The 21,824-nt window shown below is 66.8% G+C and carries 25 protein-coding genes, 1 tRNA gene and 1 pseudogene; 11 read left to right on the forward strand and 16 right to left on the reverse strand.

Annotation, left to right across the window (positions count from 1 at the left end; all coding sequences use genetic code 11):
* Positions 1-331: 331 nt before the first annotated feature.
* Positions 332-952 (reverse strand): glutathione S-transferase C-terminal domain-containing protein, encoded by a 621-nt coding sequence (locus tag RT282_RS15150; RefSeq protein ID WP_312302361.1) that lies wholly within the window; start codon positions 950-952, stop codon positions 332-334.
* A gap of 108 nt (positions 953-1,060) precedes the next feature.
* Here RT282_RS15150 and purB point away from each other — a divergent pair, with 108 nt between their 5' ends.
* Positions 1,061-2,446, forward strand: coding sequence for an adenylosuccinate lyase (purB, locus tag RT282_RS15155; protein WP_313315614.1), 1,386 nt, complete (start codon positions 1,061-1,063; stop codon positions 2,444-2,446).
* Between the two features lie 79 nt (positions 2,447-2,525).
* Positions 2,526-3,086, forward strand: coding sequence for a YaeQ family protein (locus RT282_RS15160; protein WP_313315616.1), 561 nt, complete (start codon positions 2,526-2,528; stop codon positions 3,084-3,086).
* 69 nt (positions 3,087-3,155) lie between these two features.
* Here RT282_RS15160 and RT282_RS15165 read toward each other — a convergent pair whose 3' ends face one another.
* Both RT282_RS15165 and RT282_RS15170 read right to left on the reverse strand, forming a co-directional pair.
* Entirely contained in the window at positions 3,156-3,461 is a 306-nt protein-coding gene (locus RT282_RS15165; RefSeq protein WP_313083621.1) for a putative signal transducing protein, read from the reverse strand.
* 50 nt (positions 3,462-3,511) lie between these two features.
* Positions 3,512-3,958 (reverse strand): DUF3717 domain-containing protein, encoded by a 447-nt coding sequence (locus tag RT282_RS15170; RefSeq protein WP_312302372.1) that lies wholly within the window; start codon positions 3,956-3,958, stop codon positions 3,512-3,514.
* 355 nt (positions 3,959-4,313) lie between these two features.
* Between RT282_RS15170 and RT282_RS15175 the strand changes: the two genes are divergently transcribed.
* Positions 4,314-5,084, forward strand: coding sequence for a TerC family protein (locus RT282_RS15175; protein ID WP_313315618.1), 771 nt, complete (start codon positions 4,314-4,316; stop codon positions 5,082-5,084).
* A gap of 33 nt (positions 5,085-5,117) precedes the next feature.
* Positions 5,118-5,474 carry a phage holin family protein gene (locus RT282_RS15180; RefSeq protein WP_313315620.1) on the forward strand — a complete coding sequence of 119 codons (357 nt, stop codon included), beginning with the start codon at positions 5,118-5,120 and terminating at the stop codon, positions 5,472-5,474.
* Here RT282_RS15180 and RT282_RS15185 read toward each other — a convergent pair.
* The gene (locus tag RT282_RS15185; protein ID WP_313315623.1) at positions 5,442-6,986 is read right to left on the reverse strand and encodes a M48 family metalloprotease; all 1,545 of its coding nucleotides are present in this window, start codon (positions 6,984-6,986) and stop codon (positions 5,442-5,444) included. The two genes, RT282_RS15180 and RT282_RS15185, sit on opposite strands and share 33 nt — an antisense overlap.
* A 107-nt stretch (positions 6,987-7,093) precedes the next feature.
* Between RT282_RS15185 and moaC the strand changes: the two genes are divergently transcribed.
* A complete protein-coding gene (gene moaC, locus RT282_RS15190; RefSeq protein ID WP_313315625.1) occupies positions 7,094-7,594 on the forward strand; it encodes a cyclic pyranopterin monophosphate synthase MoaC in 501 nt (166 codons plus the stop codon).
* A 24-nt stretch (positions 7,595-7,618) separates the two neighbouring features.
* Here moaC and RT282_RS15195 read toward each other — a convergent pair whose 3' ends face one another.
* Together RT282_RS15195 and RT282_RS15200 are read right to left on the reverse strand one after the other, a co-directional pair.
* Positions 7,619-7,969, reverse strand: coding sequence for a single-stranded DNA-binding protein (locus RT282_RS15195; protein ID WP_313315627.1), 351 nt, complete (start codon positions 7,967-7,969; stop codon positions 7,619-7,621).
* A 25-nt stretch (positions 7,970-7,994) separates the two neighbouring features.
* Positions 7,995-8,071, reverse strand: a tRNA-Arg gene (locus RT282_RS15200).
* A gap of 254 nt (positions 8,072-8,325) precedes the next feature.
* Here RT282_RS15200 and RT282_RS15205 point away from each other — a divergent pair.
* The 3 genes and pseudogenes from RT282_RS15205 to RT282_RS15215 all read left to right on the forward strand — a co-directional run.
* Complete coding sequence (locus RT282_RS15205; protein WP_313315629.1) at positions 8,326-8,574, forward strand: hypothetical protein; 249 nt, start codon at positions 8,326-8,328, stop codon at positions 8,572-8,574.
* Between the two features lie 3 nt (positions 8,575-8,577).
* The gene (locus RT282_RS15210) at positions 8,578-9,015 is read left to right on the forward strand and encodes a TA system VapC family ribonuclease toxin (RefSeq protein ID WP_313315630.1); all 438 of its coding nucleotides are present in this window, start codon (positions 8,578-8,580) and stop codon (positions 9,013-9,015) included.
* A gap of 60 nt (positions 9,016-9,075) precedes the next feature.
* Positions 9,076-9,315: pseudogene (locus tag RT282_RS15215) on the forward strand (VapC toxin family PIN domain ribonuclease); the annotation flags it as partial.
* Positions 9,316-9,388: 73 nt separating this feature from the next.
* On the opposite strand, the gene RT282_RS15220 reads toward RT282_RS15215, so the two are convergent.
* The 6 genes from RT282_RS15220 to sucC form a co-directional block, all read right to left on the reverse strand.
* Entirely contained in the window at positions 9,389-10,162 is a 774-nt protein-coding gene (locus tag RT282_RS15220; protein WP_313315633.1) for a hypothetical protein, read from the reverse strand.
* 308 nt (positions 10,163-10,470) lie between these two features.
* The gene (locus RT282_RS15225; RefSeq protein WP_313315636.1) at positions 10,471-11,040 is read right to left on the reverse strand and encodes a pilin; all 570 of its coding nucleotides are present in this window, start codon (positions 11,038-11,040) and stop codon (positions 10,471-10,473) included.
* A 259-nt stretch (positions 11,041-11,299) separates the two neighbouring features.
* Complete coding sequence (locus RT282_RS15230; protein WP_313315639.1) at positions 11,300-11,938, reverse strand: FHA domain-containing protein; 639 nt, start codon at positions 11,936-11,938, stop codon at positions 11,300-11,302.
* A gap of 127 nt (positions 11,939-12,065) precedes the next feature.
* On the reverse strand, positions 12,066-12,878 hold the full coding sequence (locus RT282_RS15235) for a Stp1/IreP family PP2C-type Ser/Thr phosphatase (protein WP_313315641.1): 813 nt from the start codon (positions 12,876-12,878) through the stop codon (positions 12,066-12,068).
* Positions 12,879-13,123: 245 nt separating this feature from the next.
* Positions 13,124-14,017, reverse strand: coding sequence for a succinate--CoA ligase subunit alpha (sucD, locus tag RT282_RS15240; protein WP_312757482.1), 894 nt, complete (start codon positions 14,015-14,017; stop codon positions 13,124-13,126).
* Between the two features lie 25 nt (positions 14,018-14,042).
* Positions 14,043-15,203 (reverse strand): ADP-forming succinate--CoA ligase subunit beta, encoded by a 1,161-nt coding sequence (gene sucC, locus RT282_RS15245; RefSeq protein ID WP_313315644.1) that lies wholly within the window; start codon positions 15,201-15,203, stop codon positions 14,043-14,045.
* 205 nt (positions 15,204-15,408) lie between these two features.
* Here sucC and argC point away from each other — a divergent pair, with 205 nt between their 5' ends.
* From argC to ssb, 3 genes are all read left to right on the forward strand, one after another.
* Complete coding sequence (argC, locus tag RT282_RS15250; protein WP_313315647.1) at positions 15,409-16,359, forward strand: N-acetyl-gamma-glutamyl-phosphate reductase; 951 nt, start codon at positions 15,409-15,411, stop codon at positions 16,357-16,359.
* A gap of 117 nt (positions 16,360-16,476) precedes the next feature.
* A complete protein-coding gene (locus RT282_RS15255) occupies positions 16,477-17,655 on the forward strand; it encodes an MFS transporter (protein ID WP_313315649.1) in 1,179 nt (392 codons plus the stop codon).
* Positions 17,656-17,836: 181 nt separating this feature from the next.
* Positions 17,837-18,379 carry a single-stranded DNA-binding protein gene (gene ssb, locus RT282_RS15260; RefSeq protein ID WP_313315652.1) on the forward strand — a complete coding sequence of 181 codons (543 nt, stop codon included), beginning with the start codon at positions 17,837-17,839 and terminating at the stop codon, positions 18,377-18,379.
* Between the two features lie 267 nt (positions 18,380-18,646).
* Here the strand turns inward: ssb and corA are convergent, their stop codons facing one another.
* From corA to tsaB, 4 genes are all read right to left on the reverse strand, one after another.
* Positions 18,647-19,633 (reverse strand): magnesium/cobalt transporter CorA, encoded by a 987-nt coding sequence (corA, locus tag RT282_RS15265; protein WP_312302400.1) that lies wholly within the window; start codon positions 19,631-19,633, stop codon positions 18,647-18,649.
* Between the two features lie 216 nt (positions 19,634-19,849).
* Entirely contained in the window at positions 19,850-20,557 is a 708-nt protein-coding gene (locus RT282_RS15270; RefSeq protein ID WP_313315656.1) for a uracil-DNA glycosylase family protein, read from the reverse strand.
* Between the two features lie 61 nt (positions 20,558-20,618).
* A complete protein-coding gene (gene rimI, locus RT282_RS15275) occupies positions 20,619-21,101 on the reverse strand; it encodes a ribosomal protein S18-alanine N-acetyltransferase (RefSeq protein WP_313315659.1) in 483 nt (160 codons plus the stop codon).
* Positions 21,098-21,811 carry a tRNA (adenosine(37)-N6)-threonylcarbamoyltransferase complex dimerization subunit type 1 TsaB gene (tsaB, locus tag RT282_RS15280; protein WP_312302404.1) on the reverse strand — a complete coding sequence of 238 codons (714 nt, stop codon included), beginning with the start codon at positions 21,809-21,811 and terminating at the stop codon, positions 21,098-21,100. The genes rimI and tsaB overlap by 4 nt, the downstream gene beginning before the upstream one ends.
* Positions 21,812-21,824: the final 13 nt, after the last annotated feature.

Genomic DNA, 21,824 nt, shown 5'->3' on the forward strand with positions numbered 1-21,824 from the left:
GGCGGGGCGGCCATGGTTGAATGGACGGGCTTGTTTTTTTCTGCCAGCCCCCTGGAACTTTGCCGGGCGGCACCTATCTACGTAACGTTGCCGCGGCGAACCGCGGGCACCGCGAGATGTTGTGAATAGGGAGAGGGTTCACCACCACACACCGACCAGTTTGCCGTTGCGAAGCCTTCCGGGCCCTGCCCGGCTGACACCCCTGGGGCGCTTCTCCTCCCTCCCTCTCTAAATTCGTTTCAGGGCGCTTCGCAACGTTTTTTATGCCAGCAAAAAGCGCGCACCTCCTTGACCGGAGGGCGCGCTTTTTTCTTGTCCGCCGGCTGGCCGATCAGGACTGCGGCGGCTGGGTGTCGATGAAGCTCTGGCGCTGCATCAGCCGTTCCAGCAGGCGCGCCAGCTGCGGGTGATTTTCGCCCCAGGGCTCTTCGGGGAAGCGCAGCTGCAGCCAGGCCAGCGCGCAGCCGGCGGCGATGTCGGCCAGGCTCAGGTGCGGGCCGCACAGCCAGGGCCGCTCGCCCAGGCCCGCCTCCAGCGCGGCCAGGCCGGCGTCGACCTTGGCGCGCTGGCGCGCCATCCAGGCGGCGCTGCGCTCGCCCTCGGAGCGGCCGGGCCAGGTGGCCTCCAGGCGCAGCAGCACGCCGGCGTCCAGCACGCCGTCGGCCAGGGCCTCCCAGGTTTTGACGGTGGCGCGCTCGCGCCCCTGCGCCGGGATGAGCCGGCCCACCGGCGAGAGGGTGTCCAGGTACTCCACGATCACGCGCGAGTCGTGGATGGCCTCGCCGCCCTCCAGCACCAGGCAGGGCACCTTGCCCAGCGGGTTGCTCTGGCCGATGGTGGTGTCCGCGGACCAGACGTCCTGCACCAGCAGCGGGCAGTCGAGCTTCTTCTCGGCCAGCACCACGCGCACCTTGCGCACGTAGGGGCTGGTCAGGGATCCGATGAGTTTCATGGCAGGCGTCGGTGCGGGGAAGAACGCGAGCGGCGGCCCGCGGCGGGGCGCAGATTCTAGCGGCCGGCGCAGGGGGCGGCCGCAGGCGGGCACCTACAATTGCGCCCCATGACGAGCCCGCTGTCCCCCATCACCGCCCTGTCGCCGCTCGACGGCCGCTACGCCGCCAAGCTGTCCACCCTGCGCCCCCTCATGAGCGAGCACGGCTACATGCGCCGGCGCGTGCAGGTGGAGGTGACCTGGTTCATCGCCCTGTCCGACGCGGGCTTTGCCGAGTTCAAGCCGCTCACCCCCGGCGCCCGCGCCTACCTGCAAGGCCTGGTCAAGCACTTCAGCGAGGCCGATTCGCAGGCCATCAAGGACATCGAGCGGACCACCAACCACGACGTGAAGGCCGTGGAGTACTGGATCAAGTCCAAGTTCGAGGCCCGCCCCGAGCTGGAGGCTGCCGCCGAGTTCGTGCACTTCGCCTGCACCAGCGAGGACATCAACAACACCAGCCACGCCCTGCAGCTGCGCGATGGGCGCGACCAGGTGCTGCTGCCGGCGCTCGATGCCATCGTGGACAAGCTGCGTGCCATGGCGCACCAGTTCGCCGCCGTGCCCATGCTCAGCCGCACGCACGGCCAGACGGCCAGCCCCACCACCGTGGGCAAGGAGCTGGCCAATGTCGTCGCCCGCCTGCAGGGCGCGCGCAGCAGCATCACCGCCGTGAAGCTGCTGGCCAAGATGAACGGCGCCGTGGGCAACTACAACGCCCACCTGTCGGCCTGGCCGGCCTTCGACTGGGAGGCCTTCTCGCGCCGCGTGGTGGAGTCGCCCGAGCCCGAGGGCCTGGGCCTGACCTTCCAGCCGTACTCCATCCAGATCGAGCCGCACGACTACATGGCCGAGCTGTTCGACGCCGTGGCGCGCACCAACACCATCCTGATCGACCTGTCGCGCGACATCTGGGGCTACGTGAGCCTGGGCTACTTCAAGCAAAAGCTCAAGGAGGGCGAGATCGGCTCGTCCACCATGCCGCACAAGGTCAATCCCATCGACTTCGAAAACGCCGAGGGCAACCTGGGCCTGGCCAACGCCCTGCTGCGCCACCTGTCGGAGAAGCTCCCCATCAGCCGCTGGCAGCGCGACCTGACGGACTCCACGGTGCTGCGCAACATCGGCGTGGCGCTGGGCTACGCCGTGCTGGCCTACGGCTCGCTGATGACCGGCCTGAACAAGCTGGAGCTGAACGAGGCGCAGCTGGCCGCCGACCTGGACGACAGCTGGGAAGTGCTGGCCGAGCCCATCCAGACGGTGATGCGCCGCCACGGCGTCGCTGGCGCGTACGAAAAGCTCAAGGAAGTCACCCGTGGCCAGCGCGTGACGCAGGAAGCCCTGCACGCGCTGATCCACAGCCTGGACATTCCGCAGGAAGACCGCCAGCGCCTGCTGGCCCTCACCCCCGGCAGCTACACCGGCAAGGCCGAGGAGCTGGCGCGGCGCGTCTGACGTCTGCGGTTTTTTCAGTCTTTTTGGCTGCCCGCCCTTGCCTGGCAAGCGCGGGCAGCTCTCTTTTCAGGAGTAAAACGTGGCCCTCAAGTCCACCATCTTCAAGGCGAACCTGGCGATCGCCGACATCGACCACGGCTACTACGCCGACCACCAGCTGACCCTGGCGCGCCACCCCAGCGAGACCGACGAACGCATGATGGTGCGCCTGGCCGCACTGGCCCTGCAGGCGCACGAGCTGCAGGACACCTGCCGCGGCGACGGCCAGCTGGCCTTCGGCGCCGGCCTGTCCGACCCGGAGGACCCGGACGTTTCCCTGACCGACTTCACCGGCCGCAAGCGCCTGTGGATCGAGGTCGGCCAGCCCGAGGACAAGCCCCTGGCCAAGGCCAGTTCCAAGGCCGATGCGGTGGTGGTCTACGCCTTTGCCCACGCGGCCGAGGTATGGTGGAAGGGCATCGAAACCAAGCTGTCGCGGCTGGACCGGCTGCAGGTCTGGCGCATCCCTGCCGACGAGGCGCAGGCCCTGGCCCAGCTGGCCGAGCGCAGCATGCAGCTGCAAGCCACGGTGCAGGACGGCGCGCTCACCCTGAGCGGCGCCAACGGCAGCGCGGTGGTCGAGCCGGTGCGCTGGAAGTGAAAAAACAGTAAAAACCGGCTCAATCGCTTAACAGGTAAGCGCAAGCAGCTATTGAATCAGGAGCAGAACTCAGGCCGGCATCAGCCGGCCGCAGTTCCAGCATTGCTCGAAGCCGCCCTCCACCTGCTCGCCGCAGCCCGGGCAGAACCACCGGCGCTGGGGCAGGCGTTCCAGTTCGCGCAGCAGGGCGCGGGCGCGATCGGCGTGCTCCGGGTGCTGCAGCCACAGCTCGGGCAGGCACTCGCCGGGCGGCAGATGGCCGGCGGCGGCGCCCAGGTGCTGGCGCTGCACGCTGGCGGGCAGGCCGGCTTCGCACAGCAGGTCGCGCCACAGCGTGGCGACGACGATGTTGGGGGCCTGGGTCAAGCGCAGCATGGTGCCGGCCACCATAGCCGGGCGGGGGCGGGCCGGCAAGCGGGCGCTATTTAGCCCGCCGGCCCTTCGGCCGCGCGCTCGGCATAGCGCGTGAAGCGCAGCGCCGTGCCCTGCTGCGTGATGCGCTGCCACACGGCGCGCTTTTGCACCGGCGTGAAGGCCAGCCAGTGCTGCACCTCGAAGAAGCTGCGCCCGCAACCCTTGCACCACTCGTCGCCCTGGCTGGTCGAGCAGATGGCGATGCAGGGCGTGTCCGGCGTGGTGTCGTACCAGGCCAGCCACGCGGCCATGGCGGCCGGGGGCAGGGCGGTCGCGGGCAGCTGGCGCGCGCCGCTGAAGGCCATGCGGCCGTAGACCTCGGCCAGCGCCGCCAGTTGGGGCGCCAGGCGGGCGCCGGCGTCGGCCGGGGCGCGCTGGCGCCAGAAGTTGATGGCGGCCTCGATGTCGGCGATGTGCAGGGTGGTGTCGGGGGCGGCGGTGTCGGCGGTATCGGTCATGGCGGCAGCCCCGCATCATAGGCAGCCGGCCGGGCGTGCCTGGTATGTGTTTTGTGTTCCAATGGCGCCCTTCAAGGGGGAGTAGCTCCCCGCTGGCGATGGGCTCTTCTTGGGGCCGGCGCCGGCGGACTGGCAGGTCGTCAGGACGAAGCCCACGGGCTTCCGGCGTGCCAGGGCGTGGCGGGTACCGCGCGCCGGGCAAGACCTTTGAGCGCCTGGGTGCGCGCGCCGCCAATGCCGCGGCGCGGCACGCCATGGCCGGCTCAAAGCGGTCGCCCCTTGCCTTGCGAAGGCGGGCGCCGCTGCCGTCCATGCACCCCGGGCATCACGTCAATGCATTTCGAGGTACCCCTTCATGGATTTGGACTTTCTCACCCACACACCGTTCTGGATCGCGCTCGGCCAGATCATCATCATCGACATCCTGCTGGGTGGCGACAACGCCGTCGTGATCGCCCTGGCCTGCCGCAAGCTGCCACCGGCGCAGCGCACCAAGGGCATCATCTGGGGCACGGCCGGCGCCATCGGCTTGCGTGTGGTGCTCATCATCTTCGCCATGACGCTGCTGAACCTGCCGGCGCTGAAGATCGTGGGCGCGCTGCTGCTGGTGTGGATCGGCGTGAAGCTGATCGCCCCTGAGGAAGACGGGCACGACAACATCCAGAGCAGCGACAAGCTGCTGGCGGCCATCAAAACCATCATTGTGGCCGACCTGGTCATGAGCGTGGACAACGTCATCGCCATTGCCGGCGCGGCGCAAAGCTCGGGCGAGCACCAGACGCTGCTGGTGGTGCTGGGCCTGCTGATCTCCGTACCCATCATCGTCTGGGGCTCGCAGCTGGTTATCCGGCTGATGGAGCGCTTTCCCATGGTCATCGTGGCCGGCGGCATGCTGCTGGGCTGGATCGCCGGCGGCATGCTGGCCACCGACCCGCTGTTCGTCAATCACCAGGAATGGCTGTGGGCGCCCAAGTGGGGCCACTTCGACGGCGAGGGCCATGCCGAGCTGCCGCGCAGCATCTACTGGGCGGCGCACGTGGCCGGCGCGGTGGTGGTTCTGGCCCTGGGCAAATGGGTGGCCGCACGCCGCGCCAGCGCCCAGGCGAGTGCCCAGCAGCAGGCCTGAAGACGGTTGCGGCCCGGTGCTATGCTGGGCCGCATGAAACTGCTCATCAAATGGCTGCTGAGCGCCGTGGCGCTGCTGTGCGTGGCTTACCTGTACAGCGGCGTGCAGGTGCACAGCTTCGGCGCCGCCATGCTTGCGGCCTTCGTCATCGGCCTGCTGAACGTGGTGCTGCGGCCCATCCTGGTCATCCTGACGCTGCCGGCGACCATCCTCACCCTGGGGCTGTTCCTGTTCGTCATCAACGCGCTGATGTTCTGGGCAGCGGCCGGGCTGCTGGGCGACGGCTTTCAGGTGCGCGGCTTCGGCGCGGCGCTGCTGGGCTCGCTGCTGTACTCGCTGATCGGGCTGGTGATCGAGTCAGCGCTCGGCGGCCTGTTCGCGAAGAAGTGACTCCACGGCGCGCAGTCGCGTGTCGATGATCGACGCCTCGATGTAGTCGGCCGCGCCGGCGCTCTTGCGCGCCAGGTCCTGGCCGGCCTTGAAGCGGTCCACCGCGGCGGCGTAGTCGTGGTGGGCGACCTGGGCCTCCGCCTCGGCGCGCACGGCGCGCAGGTTCTGCCCCTGCTGACGCCACACCTGGGCCAGCAGCAGCCAGGCGGCCGCGTCCTGCGGGTGCGTGGCCACGCGGGTCTGCAGCGGGCCGGTCATGGCGGCGGCGTCGCCCGTGCGCAGCAGCGCTTGGGTGCGCAGCACCAGCTCGGGCCGGGCCGGCGTGCCGGCGGTGGGCATCTCGTCCAACACAGCCAGGGCGGCCGCGGGGGCGCCGGCGGCCATCTCCACCTCGGCGCCCAGCAGGCGCGCCTGGCGCACGGCCGGCGCGTCGCCCTGCACCGCTTCGCGCAGGCCGGTCACGGCGCGGCGAGCGGCCTGCCAGTCGGACAGCTGCACGGCGCTCAGGGCGGCGGCATACCAGGCGGTGGCGCGCTCGCGCGCCGGGCGGGCGGCAAAGCCCGCGTCCTGCGGCGCGGCCAGCCACTGGCGCCAGGCATCCTGACCGGGGCGCATCAGCACGCGCGCCCGCGCCGCCATCAGCAAGTGCTCCATCGAGGCTGGAGCGGGGCGGGGCGCATCGTGAGCGATGCGGCTTTGCATGTCGGCGATGCGCTGCGTGGTCAGCGGGTGGCTGCGCAGATAGGGCCAGCTGCCGTTGTCGTTGATGCGGTTGGCCTGCTGCAGCTTGTCGAACATGCCAACGAAGCCCTGCGGCGCAAAGCCGCCCGGCTGCATCAGGCCATAGCCGATGCGGTCGGCCTCGCGCTCCATGTCGCGCGAGAAGTTCAGCTGGTTCTGCACCGCCAGCGCCTGGCCGCCCACCATCAGCGCCTGAGCGGCGTCGGGGCTCTTGCTGGCAGCCAGGGCGCCCAGGATCAGCGCGCCGATCATCAGCGGCGTCTGCCGGCCCTGCTGCGCGATCAGCCGCGAGATGTGGCGCTGCGTGACGTGGCTGAGTTCGTGCGCCAGCACCGACGCCAGCTCGTCGCGCGTGGCCGTCACGCCGATCAGGCCGAGGTGCACGCCGAAGTAGCCGCCGGGCAGGGCGAAGGCATTGACCGTGCGGTCGCGGCCCATCAGCAGCTCCCAGGCGAAGCGCTCGTCGATGTCGGCGCCCAGCTCGCCGCGCGCGCGGGCCGCCGAGCGCAGCGGCTGGAAGATGCCCACCAAATATTCGTGCAGCACCGCGTCGTCGATGTAGTCCGGGTCGCGGTACAGCTCGCGGATGATGCGGTCGCCCAGCTTGCGCTCGGCAGCGGCCGTCAGCTCCAACCCGTCGCCCAGCGTGGGCAGCGCCGCACGGGCCGCGGGGGCTGGCGCCAGGGCAGCGCCGGTTGCTATTAAAAGAGAAGCTGCCAGCGCTCTCCCAGATTGGGCTAGAGGCCTTTTTTGCTTGAAGTCCGGCACCATGCTCCTTTCACCGACCTGCCGCCATCACGGCCCCGTATGATGCCCGGGCCGCGGGATGGTTTCCCGCCCGGGAATCTTCGTTGCCGCTGTTGCCTGCCTTGCTTGCCATGTCCGACTCTGCTCCTTCTTCTTCTACATCGCCCCTGACCCACTTCGACGCCCAGGGCCAGGCCCACATGGTGGACGTGGGCGCCAAGGTCGCCACGCACCGCGTGGCCATCGCCACCGGCCGCATCACCATGCAGCCGGCCACGCTGGCGCTGATCGAGTCGGGCAGCGCCAAAAAGGGCGACGTGCTGGGCGTGGCCCGCATCGCCGGCATCATGGCGGCCAAGAAGACCAGCGACCTGATCCCTTTGTGCCACCCCCTGGCCCTGACGCGCGTGGCCGTCGACTTTGAACTGCTGCAGGGTGCGAGCAGCGTGCAGTGCACCGCCACGGTGGAGACCGTGGGCCCGACCGGCGTGGAGATGGAGGCGCTGACGGCGGTGCAGGTCGCCCTGCTGACCATCTACGACATGTGCAAGGCGGCGGACAAGCGCATGGTGATGGAGGGCGTGCGCGTGCTGGAAAAGCACGGGGGCAAGTCGGGGAGCTGGGTGAGCTGAGGGCCGTATTGCCGCCGTGGCGGCTCAAGCGTCGCCGTCGTCCGCCTGCTGCGCTGCCCGGCGCTTGCGGTCTACATGGTAGGCCGACAGTACCTGGGCGACCACCATGTCCAGCGCCGGGCGGGTGTTGCCGTCCCGGTCGGTCCACACCTTGGGCGTGATGCTGCCGGCCACGGCCAGTGCGTCGCCCACGTCCAGCGCCAGCAGGGCAGCCATGGCGGCGTGGTCGAAGGCGATGCAGTTGACGAACAGCAATTCACCCTCCCCATCGCCCGCCGCCGCGCGCAGCCGGGCGGTGACGTAAGGCTTGCCGTTGGCGCCCGTGCGCTGCTCGGGGCGGGCGTGCAGCTTGCCTGCGATGAGGGCGTCCATCATGGGTGGTTTGATCGAGGAGGAAGGATGGCCTGCCCGGAGGGACTCGAACCCCCGACCTATTGCTTAGAAGGCAATTGCTCTATCCGGTTGAGCTACGGGCAGTTGCGCGGCGGGTGCCCGCCGCAAGGGTAGGGATCATACTTGCCCGCTTGGGCTTCCATGCTCCCCAGGCTGTAAAGCATTCGGCCCCCAGAGCACGGTCGGATGGCCTTTGCCAGCACTCATGCGCTGAAGGCTCTGCGCGCTAGCGGCCTCCAGCCAGCGGGCATAGGGCGCCACAATGCTTCGTTCAACGCATCAAAACATCAGCGCGTACTGAAGTCAGCTGCCATGCCGCTCTACAGGAGGAAGCACCCATGCGCACTACCATCGACCTGGAAGACGACATCCTCATCGCGGCCAAGGAAATTGCCCGTGCCGAGAACACCAGCCTGGGTAAGGTCATCTCGCGGCTGATACGCCAGGCGCTCACCGGGAGCGCTGCCCCGCAGGCCACGAATAGCTCGGCTGCAGCGGCTGCTACGGGCTTTGTCCCTTTCGATGCGCGCGGAGTGGTCGTGAGCGACGAGCTGATCAACCGTTTGCGCGATGCAGAAGGCGTTTGAGCGATGCGCGCACTGTTGGACGTCAACGTCCTGATTGCCCTGCTGGACGCCGCCCACCTGCACCATGCCAAGGCCACGCAATGGCTGCAGCGGGAGATTGGCCGCGGTTGGGCGTCCTGCCCGCTGACGCAAAACGGCTGCTTACGCATCATGGCCCAGCCTGCCTACCCCCAGGCACTGCCGCTGGCTGCCGTTGCCGGCCGGCTGGCGCAAGCGGCTGCACATCCCGCGCACGCTTTTTTGTCTGACGATTACAGCTTGCTGGACGCTGGTACCCTGCATTGGCGCCATCTGCTGGGCCATCGGCAAGTCACTGACGCCTACTTGCTGGGCTTGGCCGTTCGGCACCAATGCCGCTTTGTGAGTTTTGATGCGCGGATTGATTTCAAAGCCGTTGCTGGTGCTGAGGCCGAGCATTTAGTGACCCTGTCGACTGGTTAAAGATTAAAGCTGTTATGACCGATGGTGGCTTGGCGGGAATTGGAATCTGGCTCCAATTTTTTGCTGCGCTTTTCGCTGAAGCAGCAGGTTTTGCCCGAATTCTCCGGGTGCACCTTGCCTATCGATACCGCTGTAGGCCAGCGCTGCGCCCGGCTGCACGTGCCAGACAAGCGAGGTAAGCGTGATGCGCTGATAGCGGTTACAGCGCTGGTGCATGGCATGGCAGTGGTCAAGCGCAACGTGGCCGATTTCATTGCGACGGGGGTGTCCATCGTCAACCCATGGGAGCCATCTCAATAACGCCGTGCACGGGCACTGATGCGAAAAATTGGAATCTGACCCCAATTTCCTCCACAATTTACTCCAATTTCCCCTAGAAGCCGTCTACCTCCGCATGGCCCACGATGTTGAGGTCTTCGTCCAGTAATGCGATCCAGTCCAGCGTTTTACTGCTGACCAGCGGTAGGTATTTCAGAGAGTCGATGGGATAACCGGTGTCATGCGCAGCAGCGCTTAGGATGGAAACATCTTCAGGGCGTCGATGGATCAACTCGGCAAGTGGCTTGGCCCTTTGTTTCATGCCTTCGTGCCCTTTGACCCAAGGCATCCACCAGTTGGGCTGCATGGCAAGAGAAATACCGGCAAGACCCAACTCCACGCTGCGCATCAATTCTTCGCTGTTGGCGGGTTTGCGTGTGGCAACTGCCATCACGCCGTACCACGGCAGTCGCTGCATTCCTATTGGCGCGTCGGGCAGGGCGTCTCTTTGGACCTCGTTGGCGGTCACCACGACCAGCCGGTCCACCTCGAAAGCCAGAACCACCGGACGGGCAATCCAGACGCTGTGCATGCCATAAACCAAGGCCAATACCTGGATGGTACCCACGAGCGAAAAGTCCAGCAGACGCTCCCTCTCCGATTTATCAGGGTTGGCGAGCACGACGGTCAGCAACGGGCCACACACCACATCTACCCCCAGGATGAGCAGGTAGATATGGCCCACCTGCAACAGCGCCCAATAAGGCGGTGGATACCACATACTGAAGACTACGGCAGTCGACAGCAAAGCGACCGCAACAGAAATCAGCAGATGAATGGCTGTATGTCGGCTGGCGAAGGAAAGCCGCTCGGGGAGAAAGCGCATCATTCGCAGGATATAAAAAGGGGGCGTCGCATTCCCGTTATAAGTAGATGGTTGACTTAATTAGGGTCTGTCTGTAGTTGTCTGGGGCGTTAAGAGCCTCTTGGTCTTGTCCGCACAGAATTTATCGACGCGCTGACTGCGGGGTTAGTCATATTAGAGGATCTTGCTGAAGGCTGATGAGGGTAGGGCTTAAACAGGTCATGGTGCGGACTTTAGAGGGTGGTGGATTCGTCAGCTAAGTGGGCACCCTTTATTTTATAAGGCAATAAAGCAATAAGGGCGCCGAAGCGCCCTCATTTGGATTTTGTATTTTACTTCACAAATCGGCAGTTTGCAGGAACATACTTGAATACCTTGCTATCCTTGACGCCGCAACCCCATACCACAGGGGCACCCTGGATCAAAAGACCGGAAGGGGTCGCAGTGTTATTTACCGTTCCGGAACCGGGTGTCATGTAAATTTCATTTCCGCCAGCCACAGCCTTAATCAAAGCAGCACCAGGAGCACCGGTTGCAGTGTAAACTACAGTAACCATGCCTTCACCTGCGGCAGGGGCTGTCACGTTAGCGATTGCGGCGATTTTAATATCAGAAACGTTGGTGCCCGAAGTGTATTCATAACCATAAGTGGCTTCATTAGCGCCGGGCGGAGTTTGCGCGCCGTTGCCGCCATAAGCAATAATTTTGCCCGTCGCCACGTTTGCAAAGGATTCGGCTACTGCCGTCTTTGCGGCAGTGGCCAAGCTCAGGCCTTCAGAAATGCGAGCGCGGATAGTGTAGTCTTGATAAGCCGGCAGAGCCACAGCAGCCAAAATACCGATAATCGCCACCACGATCATCAGTTCGATCAGGGTAAAACCTTGTTGCAGGGTACGCTTCATAAATCCTCCTCGGATGGGTATTGAGATTCCCCACGAAGAAGCCCCGTGGGTTGCACTGTTTCAAGCAGCTTCCATGCCATGGCCGGCGGGAAGGCCGCAGGAGTTTGTTAGAAAATGTTGTCGCCCGGGTGCTTGCAGAGTGTCGTAGAGCTTCTGTCCGGCGACGCTGGAGTTTCAGTAAAAAGCGGCTTCAACCCTTGCCCATTAATCGCTGCCAGCTATCAATACAGAAGCGCTAGCCGACTCGTCTGCCCGCGCCTCACCCCAGCACGAACTCCATCTCCGTCCCCGCCAGCGCAATCCGGTCCCCCGTCTTCAATGGCACCGGCTCGCCACTGACTCCCGCCCCGTTCAGTAGCGGCATGTCCCCACCCTCCACATGCGCCAGCACATAGCCGTGGTGGCGCTTGGTGATAGACGCTACCGCCACCCCGGGCTTGCCAATGGTGGTGACCACTTTGGTCAGCGCCACCTCGCGCCCCGCAGCGGGGCCAGAGATGACGCGCACCGAGGCGCTCAAGGGGACAGCGATAGGAGCGGGGGCCGGCGCGGCGGGCGGCAGCATGCCGGGCTTCAGGAAGACGGTCTTTTCGTAGTCCGGCGCGGCCTCGTCGGCCAGGTAGCGCAGCTTGTACTTGCCCACCTCCACCGTGTCACCGCTGCGCAGGGCGTGACGCTTGATGGCTTGGCCGTTGACGAAAGTGCCGTTGGTGCTGCCCATGTCCTCCACGTCGGCGCTGCCGCCGGCGGACAACAGGATCACCGCGTGCTCGCCGCTGACGGCCAGGTGGTCTATGACGATGTCGTTGTAGGGGCGGCGGCCTATGCTGGTGCGTTCCTTGGTGAGAGGGACTTCCTTGATGACGACTCCGTCAATCGTTACGACCATTCGGGGCATGCTTGTTGTTCCTTGGAGTGCGGCGGGCGGGCGCGTAGGCTTGAAAAGGCGTTTAGTTCGTTGCTCTGGACCGACCGTGGGTCTAAGCAATTTCCGGGCGCAATTTGTGTATAAAAGTTCGCTAAAGTTACGGATGGCCGCGTAACAGGCGGGCGACGATGCCGCCGCGCCGCATGTCGGCGGCCGGCCCCGGGCCGCTGGCCTGGGCCAGCACCACGCTGATGTTGTCGCGCCCGCCCAGGGCGTTGGCCAGGGCGACCATGCGGCGCGCCTTCTCGGCCAGGGGCAGGGGTTGACGGGCCAGGTGGGCCAACTCGTCGTCGGGTATCAGATCGGTCAGGCCGTCGGAGCACAGCAGGTACAGGTCGCCCGGCTCCACGGCAAATTCATTCACTTCCAGCGGCGCCACGGGCTCCACGCCCAGGGCGCGGGTGACCAGGTTGCGCATGCCGGTGCGTGCGGCCTGCTCGGGGGTGAGCAGGCCGGCGTCGATCTGCTCCTGCAGCCAAGAATGATCGCGCGTCAGCTGCTCCAGATTGCCTGCGCGCAGCCGGTAGCAGCGCGAATCGCCGATGTGGCCCAGCACCAGCTGGCTGCCTCTGAAGATGCCTGCCACCAACGTGGTGCCCATGCCTTCGTATTGCGGGTTGGACAGGGAGGCGCCCAGGATGGCGTGGTTGGCCTGCTCCACGCAGGAATCCAGCCGCTCGCACACCTCGGCGGAGCTGGCGCCCTGGGCTTCAGGGGCCTCCAGCCAGCGGGCCAGCTCGGCGCCCACCTGATCGATGGCCATGGCGGCGGCCACTTCGCCGGCGTTGTAACCGCCCATGCCGTCGGCCAGAAGCACCAGGCCGGCAGCCTCGTGGATGGCCACCGCGTCCTCGTTGTTGGTGCGTACGCGACCGGTGTCGGTCAGTGCGTAGAACTCGTAGCTCGGCATGGTCAGGAAGGAAGCGCGGAGGAAGACTCGGCGTCTTGGATTTGTTGCGTTATGTTACTTCATGGCTACACACTGCTCGCCATGAAGATGCGTCATTTTTGTCACGCGGTGCGTGCATTTGTGTCTGCAGTATCCGGGCGTTCAGCAGGCAGAAAAAAAGCCAGCGGGGCCGCTGGCTTTTTTGTTCTGACATGGCGCGATGCATATTGGGGGAGCGTCACGCCAAGCCACGTGAGGGCCCTGGTTTACAGCAGACCCTTGAGGATGCGGCCCATCTCCGACGGGTTGCGCGTGACCTTGAAGCCGCACTCTTCCATGATGGCCAGTTTGGCGTCGGCCGTGTCGGCGCCGCCGGAGATCAGCGCGCCGGCGTGGCCCATGCGCTTGCCGGGAGGGGCGGTGACGCCGGCGATGAAGCCGACGATGGGCTTCTTCATGTGGTCCTTGCACCAGCGGGCTGCTTCGGCCTCGTCCGGGCCGCCGATCTCGCCGATCATGATCACGGCGTCGGTGTCGGGGTCGTCGTTGAAGGCCTTCATGACGTCGATGTGCTTCAGGCCGTTGATCGGGTCGCCGCCGATGCCCACCGCCGACGACTGGCCGATGCCCAGCTCGGTCAGCTGCGCCACGGCTTCATAGGTCAGCGTGCCGGAGCGTGAAACGACGCCCACGCGGCCCTTCATGTGGATGTGGCCGGGCATGATGCCGATCTTGATCTCGTCCGGCGTGATCAGGCCGGGGCAGTTGGGGCCCAGCAGCAGCGTCTTCTTGCCACCGGCGGCTTCCTTGGCCAGCATCTTGTTGCGCACTTCCAGCATGTCGCGCACGGGGATGCCTTCGGTGATGCAGATCGCCAGGTCCAGGTCGGCCTCGACGGCCTCCAGGATGGCGGCCGCGGCGCCTGCCGGCGGCACGTAGATCACGCTGACGGTAGCGCCGGTTTCCTGGGCGGCTTCCTTGACGGATGCGTAGATCGGCACGTCAAAGATCTTCTCGCCGGCCTTCTTCGGGTTCACGCCGGCGACAAAGCAGTTCTTGCCGTTGGCGTACTCGATGCACTTTTCGGTGTGGAACTGGCCCGTCTTGCCCGTGATGCCCTGGGTAATGACGCGCGTGTCCTTGTTGATGTAGATCGACATGGGTGGTTTTCTCCGGGCGTGTGGCTTACTTGACGGCTTCGACGATCTTCGTGGCGGCTTCGGCCATCGTGTCGGCGCTGATGATGGGCAGGCCGGATTCGGCCAGCATCTTCTTGCCCAGCTCTTCGTTCGTGCCCTTCATGCGCACGACCAGCGGCACCTGCAGGTTCACGGCCTTGCAGGCGGTGATCACGCCGGTGGCGATGGTGTCGCACTTCATGATGCCGCCGAAGATGTTGACCAGAATGCCCTTGACCTTGGGGTTCTTGAGCATGATCTTGAAGGCTTCGGTGACCTTCTCGGGGGTGGCGCCGCCGCCCACGTCCAGGAAGTTGGCCGGCTCGCCGCCGAACAGCTTGATGGTGTCCATGGTCGCCATGGCCAGGCCGGCGCCGTTGACCAGGCAGCCGATGTTGCCGTCCAGGCTGATGTAGGCCAGGTCGAACTTGGAAGCCTCCACCTCGGCCGGGTCTTCCTCGTCCAGGTCGCGCAGGGCGACGATGTCGGGGTGGCGGAACAGGGCGTTGGAGTCGAAGTTGAACTTGGCGTCCAGGGCAATGATGTTGCCCTTGCTGTCGCGGTTCAGGGGGTTGATCTCGACCAGCGAAGCATCCGTCTCCATGTAGCACTTGTAGAGCTTCTGGCAGACGTCGATGAACTGGGCCTTGGAGTCGTCGGGCATGCCGACGCCCTTTGCCAGCTCTTCACCTTGTTCTTGCGTCAGGCCCTTCAGGGGGTCGACGAATACGGTGATGATCTTCTCGGGCGTGGAGTGGGCCACTTCCTCGATGTCCATGCCGCCTTCGCTGGAGGCGATGAAGGCCACCTTCTGCGTGCCGCGGTCGGTCACGACGGACAGGTAGTACTCCTTCTGGATGTCGGCGCCGTCCTCGATGTACAGGCGGCGCACCTTCTGGCCTTCGGGGCCGGTCTGGTGCGTGACCAGCTGCATGCCCAGGATGTCGCTGGCGCGGGCCTTCACGTCGTCAATGGTCTTGGCGACCTTCACGCCGCCACCCTTGCCGCGGCCACCCGCGTGGATCTGGGCCTTCACGACCCACACGGGGCCGCCGAGCTTTTGTGCGGCTTCCACGGCTTCTTGCACCGTGAAAGCAGGAATGCCCCGGGGAACGGGCACGCCGAAGCTGCGCAAGATTTCCTTGCCTTGGTATTCGTGAATCTTCATGAGTGAGGTCTCTCTCAGGGGAAGGGTGGGTTGAGGTACCCGTGCGCGACACGCGGCATGAGAAGACGACAACAACCAGAGGCAGTCGGACCGCAGACTCGGGACAGGCAGCCGGCGACTGTATCATGCTGCGACGCACCATTGTCTTAACGCAACTTGACAGCCGGCCGTGCTTTTCGCCGTGGCCGGGCAGGAGAACGGCCCCATGTCACAGGTTCACCAGGTCCACAAGGTCTTCATCGATGGCGAGGCAGGCACCACCGGCCTGCAGATCCGTGAGCGCCTGCAGTCCATGCCGCAGGTGGAGCTGGTCAGCATCGCGCCCGAGCTGCGCAAGGACCCGGCCGCCAAGCGCGAGCTGGTCGCCGGCGTGGACATGGTCGTGCTGTGCCTGCACGACGACGCCGCCCGCGAGAGCGCCGCCATGGCCGATGCGCTGCAGGCCGAGACCGGCCGCGCCATCAAGATCATCGACGCCTCCACCGCCCACCGCACAGCCCCGGGCTGGGTGTTCGGCTTTCCCGAGCTGTGCGCCGGCCAGGCCGATGCGGTGCGCAGTGCCACCCGCGTGTCCAACCCCGGCTGCTATGCCACCGGCGCCATTGCGCTGCTGCGCCCGCTGGTCGATGCCGGCCTGTTGCCGCCCGACCACCCGGTGTCGCTGCCGTCGGTGAGCGGCTACTCCGGCGGCGGCCGCACCATGATCGAGGCCTACGAGGCCGGCAGCGCCGCCCCTTATGAGCTGTACGCACTGGGCCTGTCGCATAAGCACCTGCCCGAGATCCTGAAGTACACCGGCATGCAGCGCCGTCCGATCTTCGTGCCCTCGGTGGGCAACTTCCGCCAGGGCATGCTGGTGCAGCTGCCCCTGCATCTGGACCTGCTGCCGGGCAAGCCCAAAGCCTCCGATCTGCATGACGCCCTGGCCGCGCATTACGCGAAAAGCAACACGCCTGAGCAGTGGGTCAAGGTGCTGCCGCCCACCGAGGACGGCAAGCTGGAGCCCACGGCGCTGAACGACACCAACCAGCTGGAGCTGCGCGTCTTCCCCAACGAGGGCCACCGCCACGCCCTGCTGGTGGCGCGCCTGGACAACCTGGGCAAGGGTGCCAGCGGCGCCGCGGTGCAGAACCTGAAGCTGATGCTGGGCCTGTAAGCTGCAAAAACAATAGCTGCCAGCGCTTGCCTAGCGCCGCTTTGAGCCCGATTTCATTCATATTGCCCCCGACCACCGCTCGTGCCACGCAACGATAGCCCCAGCCCTTCCACCGCCATGACGCGCGACGAGCGCCGCGCCAGCATCAGCCTGGCGCTGATCTTCGCGCTGCGCATGCTGGGCCTGTTCCTGGTGCTGCCGGTGTTCGCGCTGGAGGCGCGCAAGTACCCTGGCGGCGACGATCCGGCCCTGGTCGGCCTGGCCATGGGCATCTATGGGCTGACGCAGGCCTTTTTGCAGTTGCCGGTGGGCATGGCCTCCGACCGGCTGGGGCGCAAGCGCGTCATCGTGGCCGGCCTGCTGGTGTTTGCCGCCGGCAGCCTGATCGCCGCGCTGGCCGACACCCTCACCGGCCTGCTGGTGGGTCGCGCGCTGCAGGGCGCGGGCGCCGTGTCCGCGGCCGTGACGGCGCTGCTGGCCGACCAGACGCGCGACGCCGTGCGCACCAAGGCCATGGCCCTGGTGGGCGCCAGCATCGGGCTGATGTTCGCCATCGCCCTGGTGGCCGCGCCGCCGCTGGCCGCCCGCGTGGGCCTGGCCGGGCTGTTCGGGCTGACCTGCGCGCTGGCGCTGGCCGGCATCGCCGTGGTGCTGTGGGTGGTGCCGCCCGAGCCCGCGCTGCACCAGGACGTGCCGCGCGGCCGGCTGGCCGAGGTCTGGCACCACGCCGATCTGCTGCGCCTGAACGCCGGCGTGTTCGTGCTGCACACGGTGCAGATGGCCATGTGGGTGGCCGTGCCGGCCATGCTGCTGCAGGCGGGGCTGCCCAAAGCCGCGCACTGGCAGATCTACCTGCCGGCGGTGGTCCTGTCCTTCGTCGCCATGGGCGGACTGTTCGCCATGGAGCGGCGCGGGCGCCTGCGCGCGGCGCTGCTGACCGCCATCGCCCTGGTGCTGGCGGTGCAACTGGCGCTGGCGCTGCTATCGGCCGGCGGCGCGCAGCCCACGCTGTGGGTGCTGGGTGGGCTGCTCTTCGTATTTTTCTGCGGCTTCAACGCCCTGGAGGCGACCCAGCCCAGTCTGGTCTCGCGCATGGCGCCGGCCAACCTGCGCGGCGCCGCCCTGGGCGCCTACAACACGCTGCAGTCCCTGGGACTGTTCGCCGGCGGCGCCCTGGGCGGCGCACTGGCCAAATGGGCCGGCGCCACGGGCCTGTTCGCCGCCACGGCGCTGCTGACGGCGCTGTGGCTGGCCGTCACCTGGCCGCTCAAGCCGGTGGGCCGCGGCGCGCACTGAAGCAGTACGCAGCGGCTTGCAAAGGCCCCGCTGGCCCTCATTTTCAGGGGTGCGTTTGCACATTCGCGTCGTCAGGCGGCTATGCTGCGCACCGGTGGTTTGAGAAGCCACTTTTTCGCTTATCTGGCCCGAACCTTCTCTTCGTCATTCGGGCTGTCATCAACTCAACAGGAAATTTCTCATGGCATCCGTCAACAAAGTCATCCTCGTGGGCAACCTGGGCCGTGACCCGGAGATGCGCACCTTCCCCAGCGGCGACCAGGTGGCCAACGTGCGCATCGCCACCACCGACCGCTGGCGCGACAAGAACACGGGCGAGAACAAGGAAGCCACCGAGTGGCACAGCGTGGTTTTCAACGGCCGCCTGGCCGAGATCGTGGGCCAATACCTGAAGAAGGGCTCGCAGGTTTATGTGGAAGGCAGCCTGCGCACGCGCAAGTGGACCGACCAGAGCGGCCAAGAGCGCTACACCACCGAAATCCGCGCCGATACCATGCAGATGCTGGGCAGCCGCCAGGGAATGGGCGGCCAGGGCGGTGGCGGCGGCTATGACGACAGCTTCGGTGGTGGCGGCGATGCGGGCGGCGGCTACGAGGCCCCGCGCCGCGCCGCCCCGCCGCAGCGCGCTCCGGCGCCAGCGGCCCGCCCGGCCCCGGCGCCCATGGCCCCGCCCCCGCGCGCGGCCTCGGGCTTCGACGACATGGATGACGACATCCCGTTCTAAGCCGCAGGCAACTCGGCGTATCCGGCATACGCCGGGATTTCAAAGCCAAATCAGCTGCTAGCGCCCTTCCACCAAGCGCTAACAGCTATTTTTTTGATAGCAAAAGTTGGCGTAAATTGGAACCTGACCCCAATAAGAGGAGCGCGCGCCAAGCCAGCGGACGCCGTGGATCCGGCTTCGCCGGTCCAGTGGCGTCGTCCCCCTTCCCAGCGTGCGAAGCACGCGCCAGAGAGGCGGCGAGCCGCGCAGCGGCTCAGGGGGATGCCCCTACTTCAACCAGCCGCGCTTGCGGAAATACAGCATGGGCCCTACGGCGCTGGCGATCATCAGCGCGATGACGTAGGCATAGCCGTACTGCCACTCCAGCTCCGGCATGATGCGGAAGTTCATGCCGTAGACGCTGGCGATCAGGGTCGGCGGCAGCAGGGCCACGCTGGCCACCGAGAAGATCTTGATGATCTTGTTCTGGTTGATGTTCAGGAAGCCGACCAGCGCGTCCATCAGGAAGTTGATCTTGTCGAACAGGAACTGCGTGTGGCTGTCCAGTGACTCGATGTCGCGCAGGATTTGGCGCGCATCCTCGAACTGCTCGGCCCCCAGCATCTTGCTGCGCATCATGAAGCTGACGGCGCGGCGGGTGTCCAGCATGTTGCGACGGATGCGGCCGTTCAGGTCTTCCTGCCAGGCGATGTCGGCCAGCACGCTCTGCGCGTAGTCGTCGGTCACGTTGCCATCGAGCACCCGCACGCTGACGGTTTTCAGGTCGTCGTAGATGCCCTCCAGCGTGTCGGCGGAGTATTCGACGTCGGTGTCGAACAGCGCCAGCAGCACCTCCTTGGCGTCCTCGATCAGGCCAGGGGCGCGCCGCGCGCGCATGCGCAGCAGGCGAAAGACGGGAATGTCTTCCGCGTGGATGGAAAAGAGTACGCCGCAGCTTTTGAGCTCGGTGTTGTGCTGGTTCAGGATGAAGGCCACGCGCACGCTGCGTGGCTCGTCGTCGTCATCGACCAGGAAATCGCTGCGAAGATGCAGCTCGCCGTTGTCTTCTTCGTAGAAACGGGCGGACTCTTCGATGTCCTCGTCCATCACGTCCTCAGGGATGGACAGGCCGTAGTGCTGCTTGATCCAGCGCTTTTCTTCCAGCGTGGGCGACTGCAGGTCCACCCAGATGGGCTGGAAGCGCTTGAGCTCCTCCAGCGACTCGATTTCTTCCTGGACCAGCCGGCCGTTGGCGAGCGAAAAGATGTTGAGCATGGCTCGCACTCCTTGGTGTTCTTGGCGTTTGCGGGGGATGGGGTGGGGTGCTTTCAACCCCCTGCAGGCCGGCGGCAGTGCGGGAGGGTGAAAGCTACCGACTCGGGTAGCCTTCCATGGCGTCTGTCTCCTGGGTGATGGGCGTATCTGCCGCGGGTGCGGCGAGCTTGAAATTATGGCATCGGCACAGGTATCGCGCGGGCTGCAGAAAGTCCGTCACCGCGGCGTGTGCCGCGCCAGCGCCAGGGCGCCGCAAAGGTCGGCCCAGGCGGCCGCCTTGGCCTGCGGGGCGCGCAACAGGTAGGCCGGGTCGTAGCTGACCACGGCAGGCGTGCCGTCCGCCAGCCGGTGCGTGCCGGCGCGCAGCCGGGCCAGCGGCTCGGGGCTGCCCAGCACGGCGCGCGCCGCCCCCAGGCCCAGGAGCAGCACCATGGGCGGGCGCAGCGCGGCCAGAGTCTCGGCCAGGGTGGCGGCGGACTTGTCGCCCGCGGCCGGTGCGCGCACCAGGGCGGCCAGCTGCGTGCCGGGCTGGTGGTGCAGGCGCATGGCGCGCAGCATGTTGTCCAGCAGGCGGCCGGCGTCGCCAGACAGCGGGTCGGCGGCGTCGGCGCACTCCAGGACCACCAGCCAGCCGCTGCCGGGCGTGGCGCCCTCGCCGCCCTGTGCGTAGGGAGCGACGGGCGGGGCCAGCAGCACGGCGGCGTCGCTTGGGAGCGCTGCGGAGGCCGGTGCGGGCGCCAAGGCCTCCGGCGCCGGTGCAGGCGGGGGTGCGGGGCGGGGCGCAGTTACCGGGGAGGCGGGCGCGGCCACCGGAGCCGGCACCGGCGCGGGTGGCGGTGTGCGAGCAGGTGCAGGCGCGGTGAACAGGGTGATGCCCATCTCCTGCAGCATGGCGCGTTGGCGTTTGTCCAGGTGCAGGGTCATTGGATAACCTCCGTGCTTCGAACTGCAGTGCGAGCTTGCTTGGGGCGGCCCGGCGTGGCGCTCATAGCGGCAGGCTCATGACGATCGCGTCCTCGCGCTGGCCGTTCTCGGCCGGGTAGTAGTGCTTGCGCTCACCCACGCGGCAGTAGCCGTGGCGGTGGTAGATCTGCTGCGCACGCAGGTTGCTGGCGCGCACCTCCAGCCACAGCCACTGCGCGCCCTGGGCGCGCGCCCACAGGGCCAGCGCATCCAGCAGCAGATGGGCCCAGCCCTGGCGCTGGTGGCGGGGGGCGACGGTGATGTTGAGCAGGTGCGCCTCGTCCACGCCGCGCATGGCGATGAAGTAGCCCAGCAGTTCGTCCTGCGCCATGAGCAGCTGGCATTGGTAGCCGGCGGCCATGGCGTCGATGAAGTTGCCGCGTGTCCAGGGGTGGGTGTAGGCGCTGGTCTCCACGGCCATCAGCAGATCCAGCCGCGCGGGGGTGAGCGGCTCCAGGTGGGCCTGGATGGGCGCAGTGGCGCCAGTGGGGGCGAGAGCGCTCATGGCCTGGCTGCGGCGCGGCGCGCGGCCTCGCGCTCGGCGGTGGTTTGGGCCACCTTGTCGCGTATATAGCGCGGCAGGGCGGCGTCGGCCGCTACGTCCGCACCTTCAGCCAGCAGCGCGGGCGCCAGGCGTAGCAGGGCCGCACCGGTGGGGCGTGCCGGCAGGTGCGGCGCGTCAGGCGCCAGGCGTTCGCCATAGGCGGCCCGGGCGTTGCCGGCCACCACGAAGCCCTCGGGCACGGCGATGGCCTGGGGCGCGGACAGGCCGAAGTCCGGCGGGTACGACCAGTGGCCGGACAGGGCGTCGCCCAGCCATTCGCAGGGTGCCCAATACACCTCGTCCATGCGGGCATCCAGCGTGGCCAGCACGCGTGTGCAGCCGTGCTCGGCCCGAGCCTGCTCGGCCACGGCCAACAGCGTGTCCACCGGCAGCACCGGGACGCCCCGGCCGCCGCGCGCTCCGTAGGCCAGGCCCTGGGCCACGGAGCAGGCGGTGCGCAGCCCTGTGAACGAGCCAGGCCCGCGGCCGAAGACCACGGCGTCCAGCGTGTCGAAGGACAACCCGGCCTGCAGCAGCAGCGTGCGGATGGCCGTGATCAGCGTGGTGGAGGCCTGCGCCCCCCCGGGCGCCTCGTGCTCCAGCACCTGGCTGCCGTGCTGCACGGCAAGGGACAGGATGTCGGTGCTGGTATCGAAGGCAAGCAGATTCATGGCACTGCGATTA

This window comes from Pulveribacter sp. (assembly GCF_032079985.1).
Lineage (GTDB): Bacteria > Pseudomonadota > Gammaproteobacteria > Burkholderiales > Burkholderiaceae_C > Melaminivora.

Coding starts and splice junctions, on each gene's coding strand:
- RT282_RS15150 (WP_312302361.1), bottom strand. CDS start 952: ATGAAACTCATCGGATCCCTGACCAGCCCCTACGTGCGCAAGGTGCGC.
- purB (WP_313315614.1), top strand. CDS start 1,061: ATGACGAGCCCGCTGTCCCCCATCACCGCCCTGTCGCCGCTCGACGGC.
- RT282_RS15165 (WP_313083621.1), bottom strand. CDS start 3,461: ATGCTGCGCTTGACCCAGGCCCCCAACATCGTCGTCGCCACGCTGTGG.
- RT282_RS15170 (WP_312302372.1), bottom strand. CDS start 3,958: ATGACCGATACCGCCGACACCGCCGCCCCCGACACCACCCTGCACATC.
- RT282_RS15175 (WP_313315618.1), top strand. CDS start 4,314: ATGGATTTGGACTTTCTCACCCACACACCGTTCTGGATCGCGCTCGGC.
- RT282_RS15180 (WP_313315620.1), top strand. CDS start 5,118: ATGAAACTGCTCATCAAATGGCTGCTGAGCGCCGTGGCGCTGCTGTGC.
- RT282_RS15185 (WP_313315623.1), bottom strand. CDS start 6,986: ATGGTGCCGGACTTCAAGCAAAAAAGGCCTCTAGCCCAATCTGGGAGA.
- moaC (WP_313315625.1), top strand. CDS start 7,094: ATGTCCGACTCTGCTCCTTCTTCTTCTACATCGCCCCTGACCCACTTC.
- RT282_RS15195 (WP_313315627.1), bottom strand. CDS start 7,969: ATGATGGACGCCCTCATCGCAGGCAAGCTGCACGCCCGCCCCGAGCAG.
- RT282_RS15205 (WP_313315629.1), top strand. CDS start 8,326: ATGCGCACTACCATCGACCTGGAAGACGACATCCTCATCGCGGCCAAG.
- RT282_RS15210 (WP_313315630.1), top strand. CDS start 8,578: ATGCGCGCACTGTTGGACGTCAACGTCCTGATTGCCCTGCTGGACGCC.
- RT282_RS15220 (WP_313315633.1), bottom strand. CDS start 10,162: ATGATGCGCTTTCTCCCCGAGCGGCTTTCCTTCGCCAGCCGACATACA.
- RT282_RS15225 (WP_313315636.1), bottom strand. CDS start 11,040: ATGAAGCGTACCCTGCAACAAGGTTTTACCCTGATCGAACTGATGATC.
- RT282_RS15230 (WP_313315639.1), bottom strand. CDS start 11,938: ATGCCCCGAATGGTCGTAACGATTGACGGAGTCGTCATCAAGGAAGTC.
- RT282_RS15235 (WP_313315641.1), bottom strand. CDS start 12,878: ATGCCGAGCTACGAGTTCTACGCACTGACCGACACCGGTCGCGTACGC.
- sucD (WP_312757482.1), bottom strand. CDS start 14,017: ATGTCGATCTACATCAACAAGGACACGCGCGTCATTACCCAGGGCATC.
- sucC (WP_313315644.1), bottom strand. CDS start 15,203: ATGAAGATTCACGAATACCAAGGCAAGGAAATCTTGCGCAGCTTCGGC.
- argC (WP_313315647.1), top strand. CDS start 15,409: ATGTCACAGGTTCACCAGGTCCACAAGGTCTTCATCGATGGCGAGGCA.
- RT282_RS15255 (WP_313315649.1), top strand. CDS start 16,477: ATGACGCGCGACGAGCGCCGCGCCAGCATCAGCCTGGCGCTGATCTTC.
- ssb (WP_313315652.1), top strand. CDS start 17,837: ATGGCATCCGTCAACAAAGTCATCCTCGTGGGCAACCTGGGCCGTGAC.
- corA (WP_312302400.1), bottom strand. CDS start 19,633: ATGCTCAACATCTTTTCGCTCGCCAACGGCCGGCTGGTCCAGGAAGAA.
- RT282_RS15270 (WP_313315656.1), bottom strand. CDS start 20,557: ATGACCCTGCACCTGGACAAACGCCAACGCGCCATGCTGCAGGAGATG.
- rimI (WP_313315659.1), bottom strand. CDS start 21,101: ATGAGCGCTCTCGCCCCCACTGGCGCCACTGCGCCCATCCAGGCCCAC.
- tsaB (WP_312302404.1), bottom strand. CDS start 21,811: ATGAATCTGCTTGCCTTCGATACCAGCACCGACATCCTGTCCCTTGCC.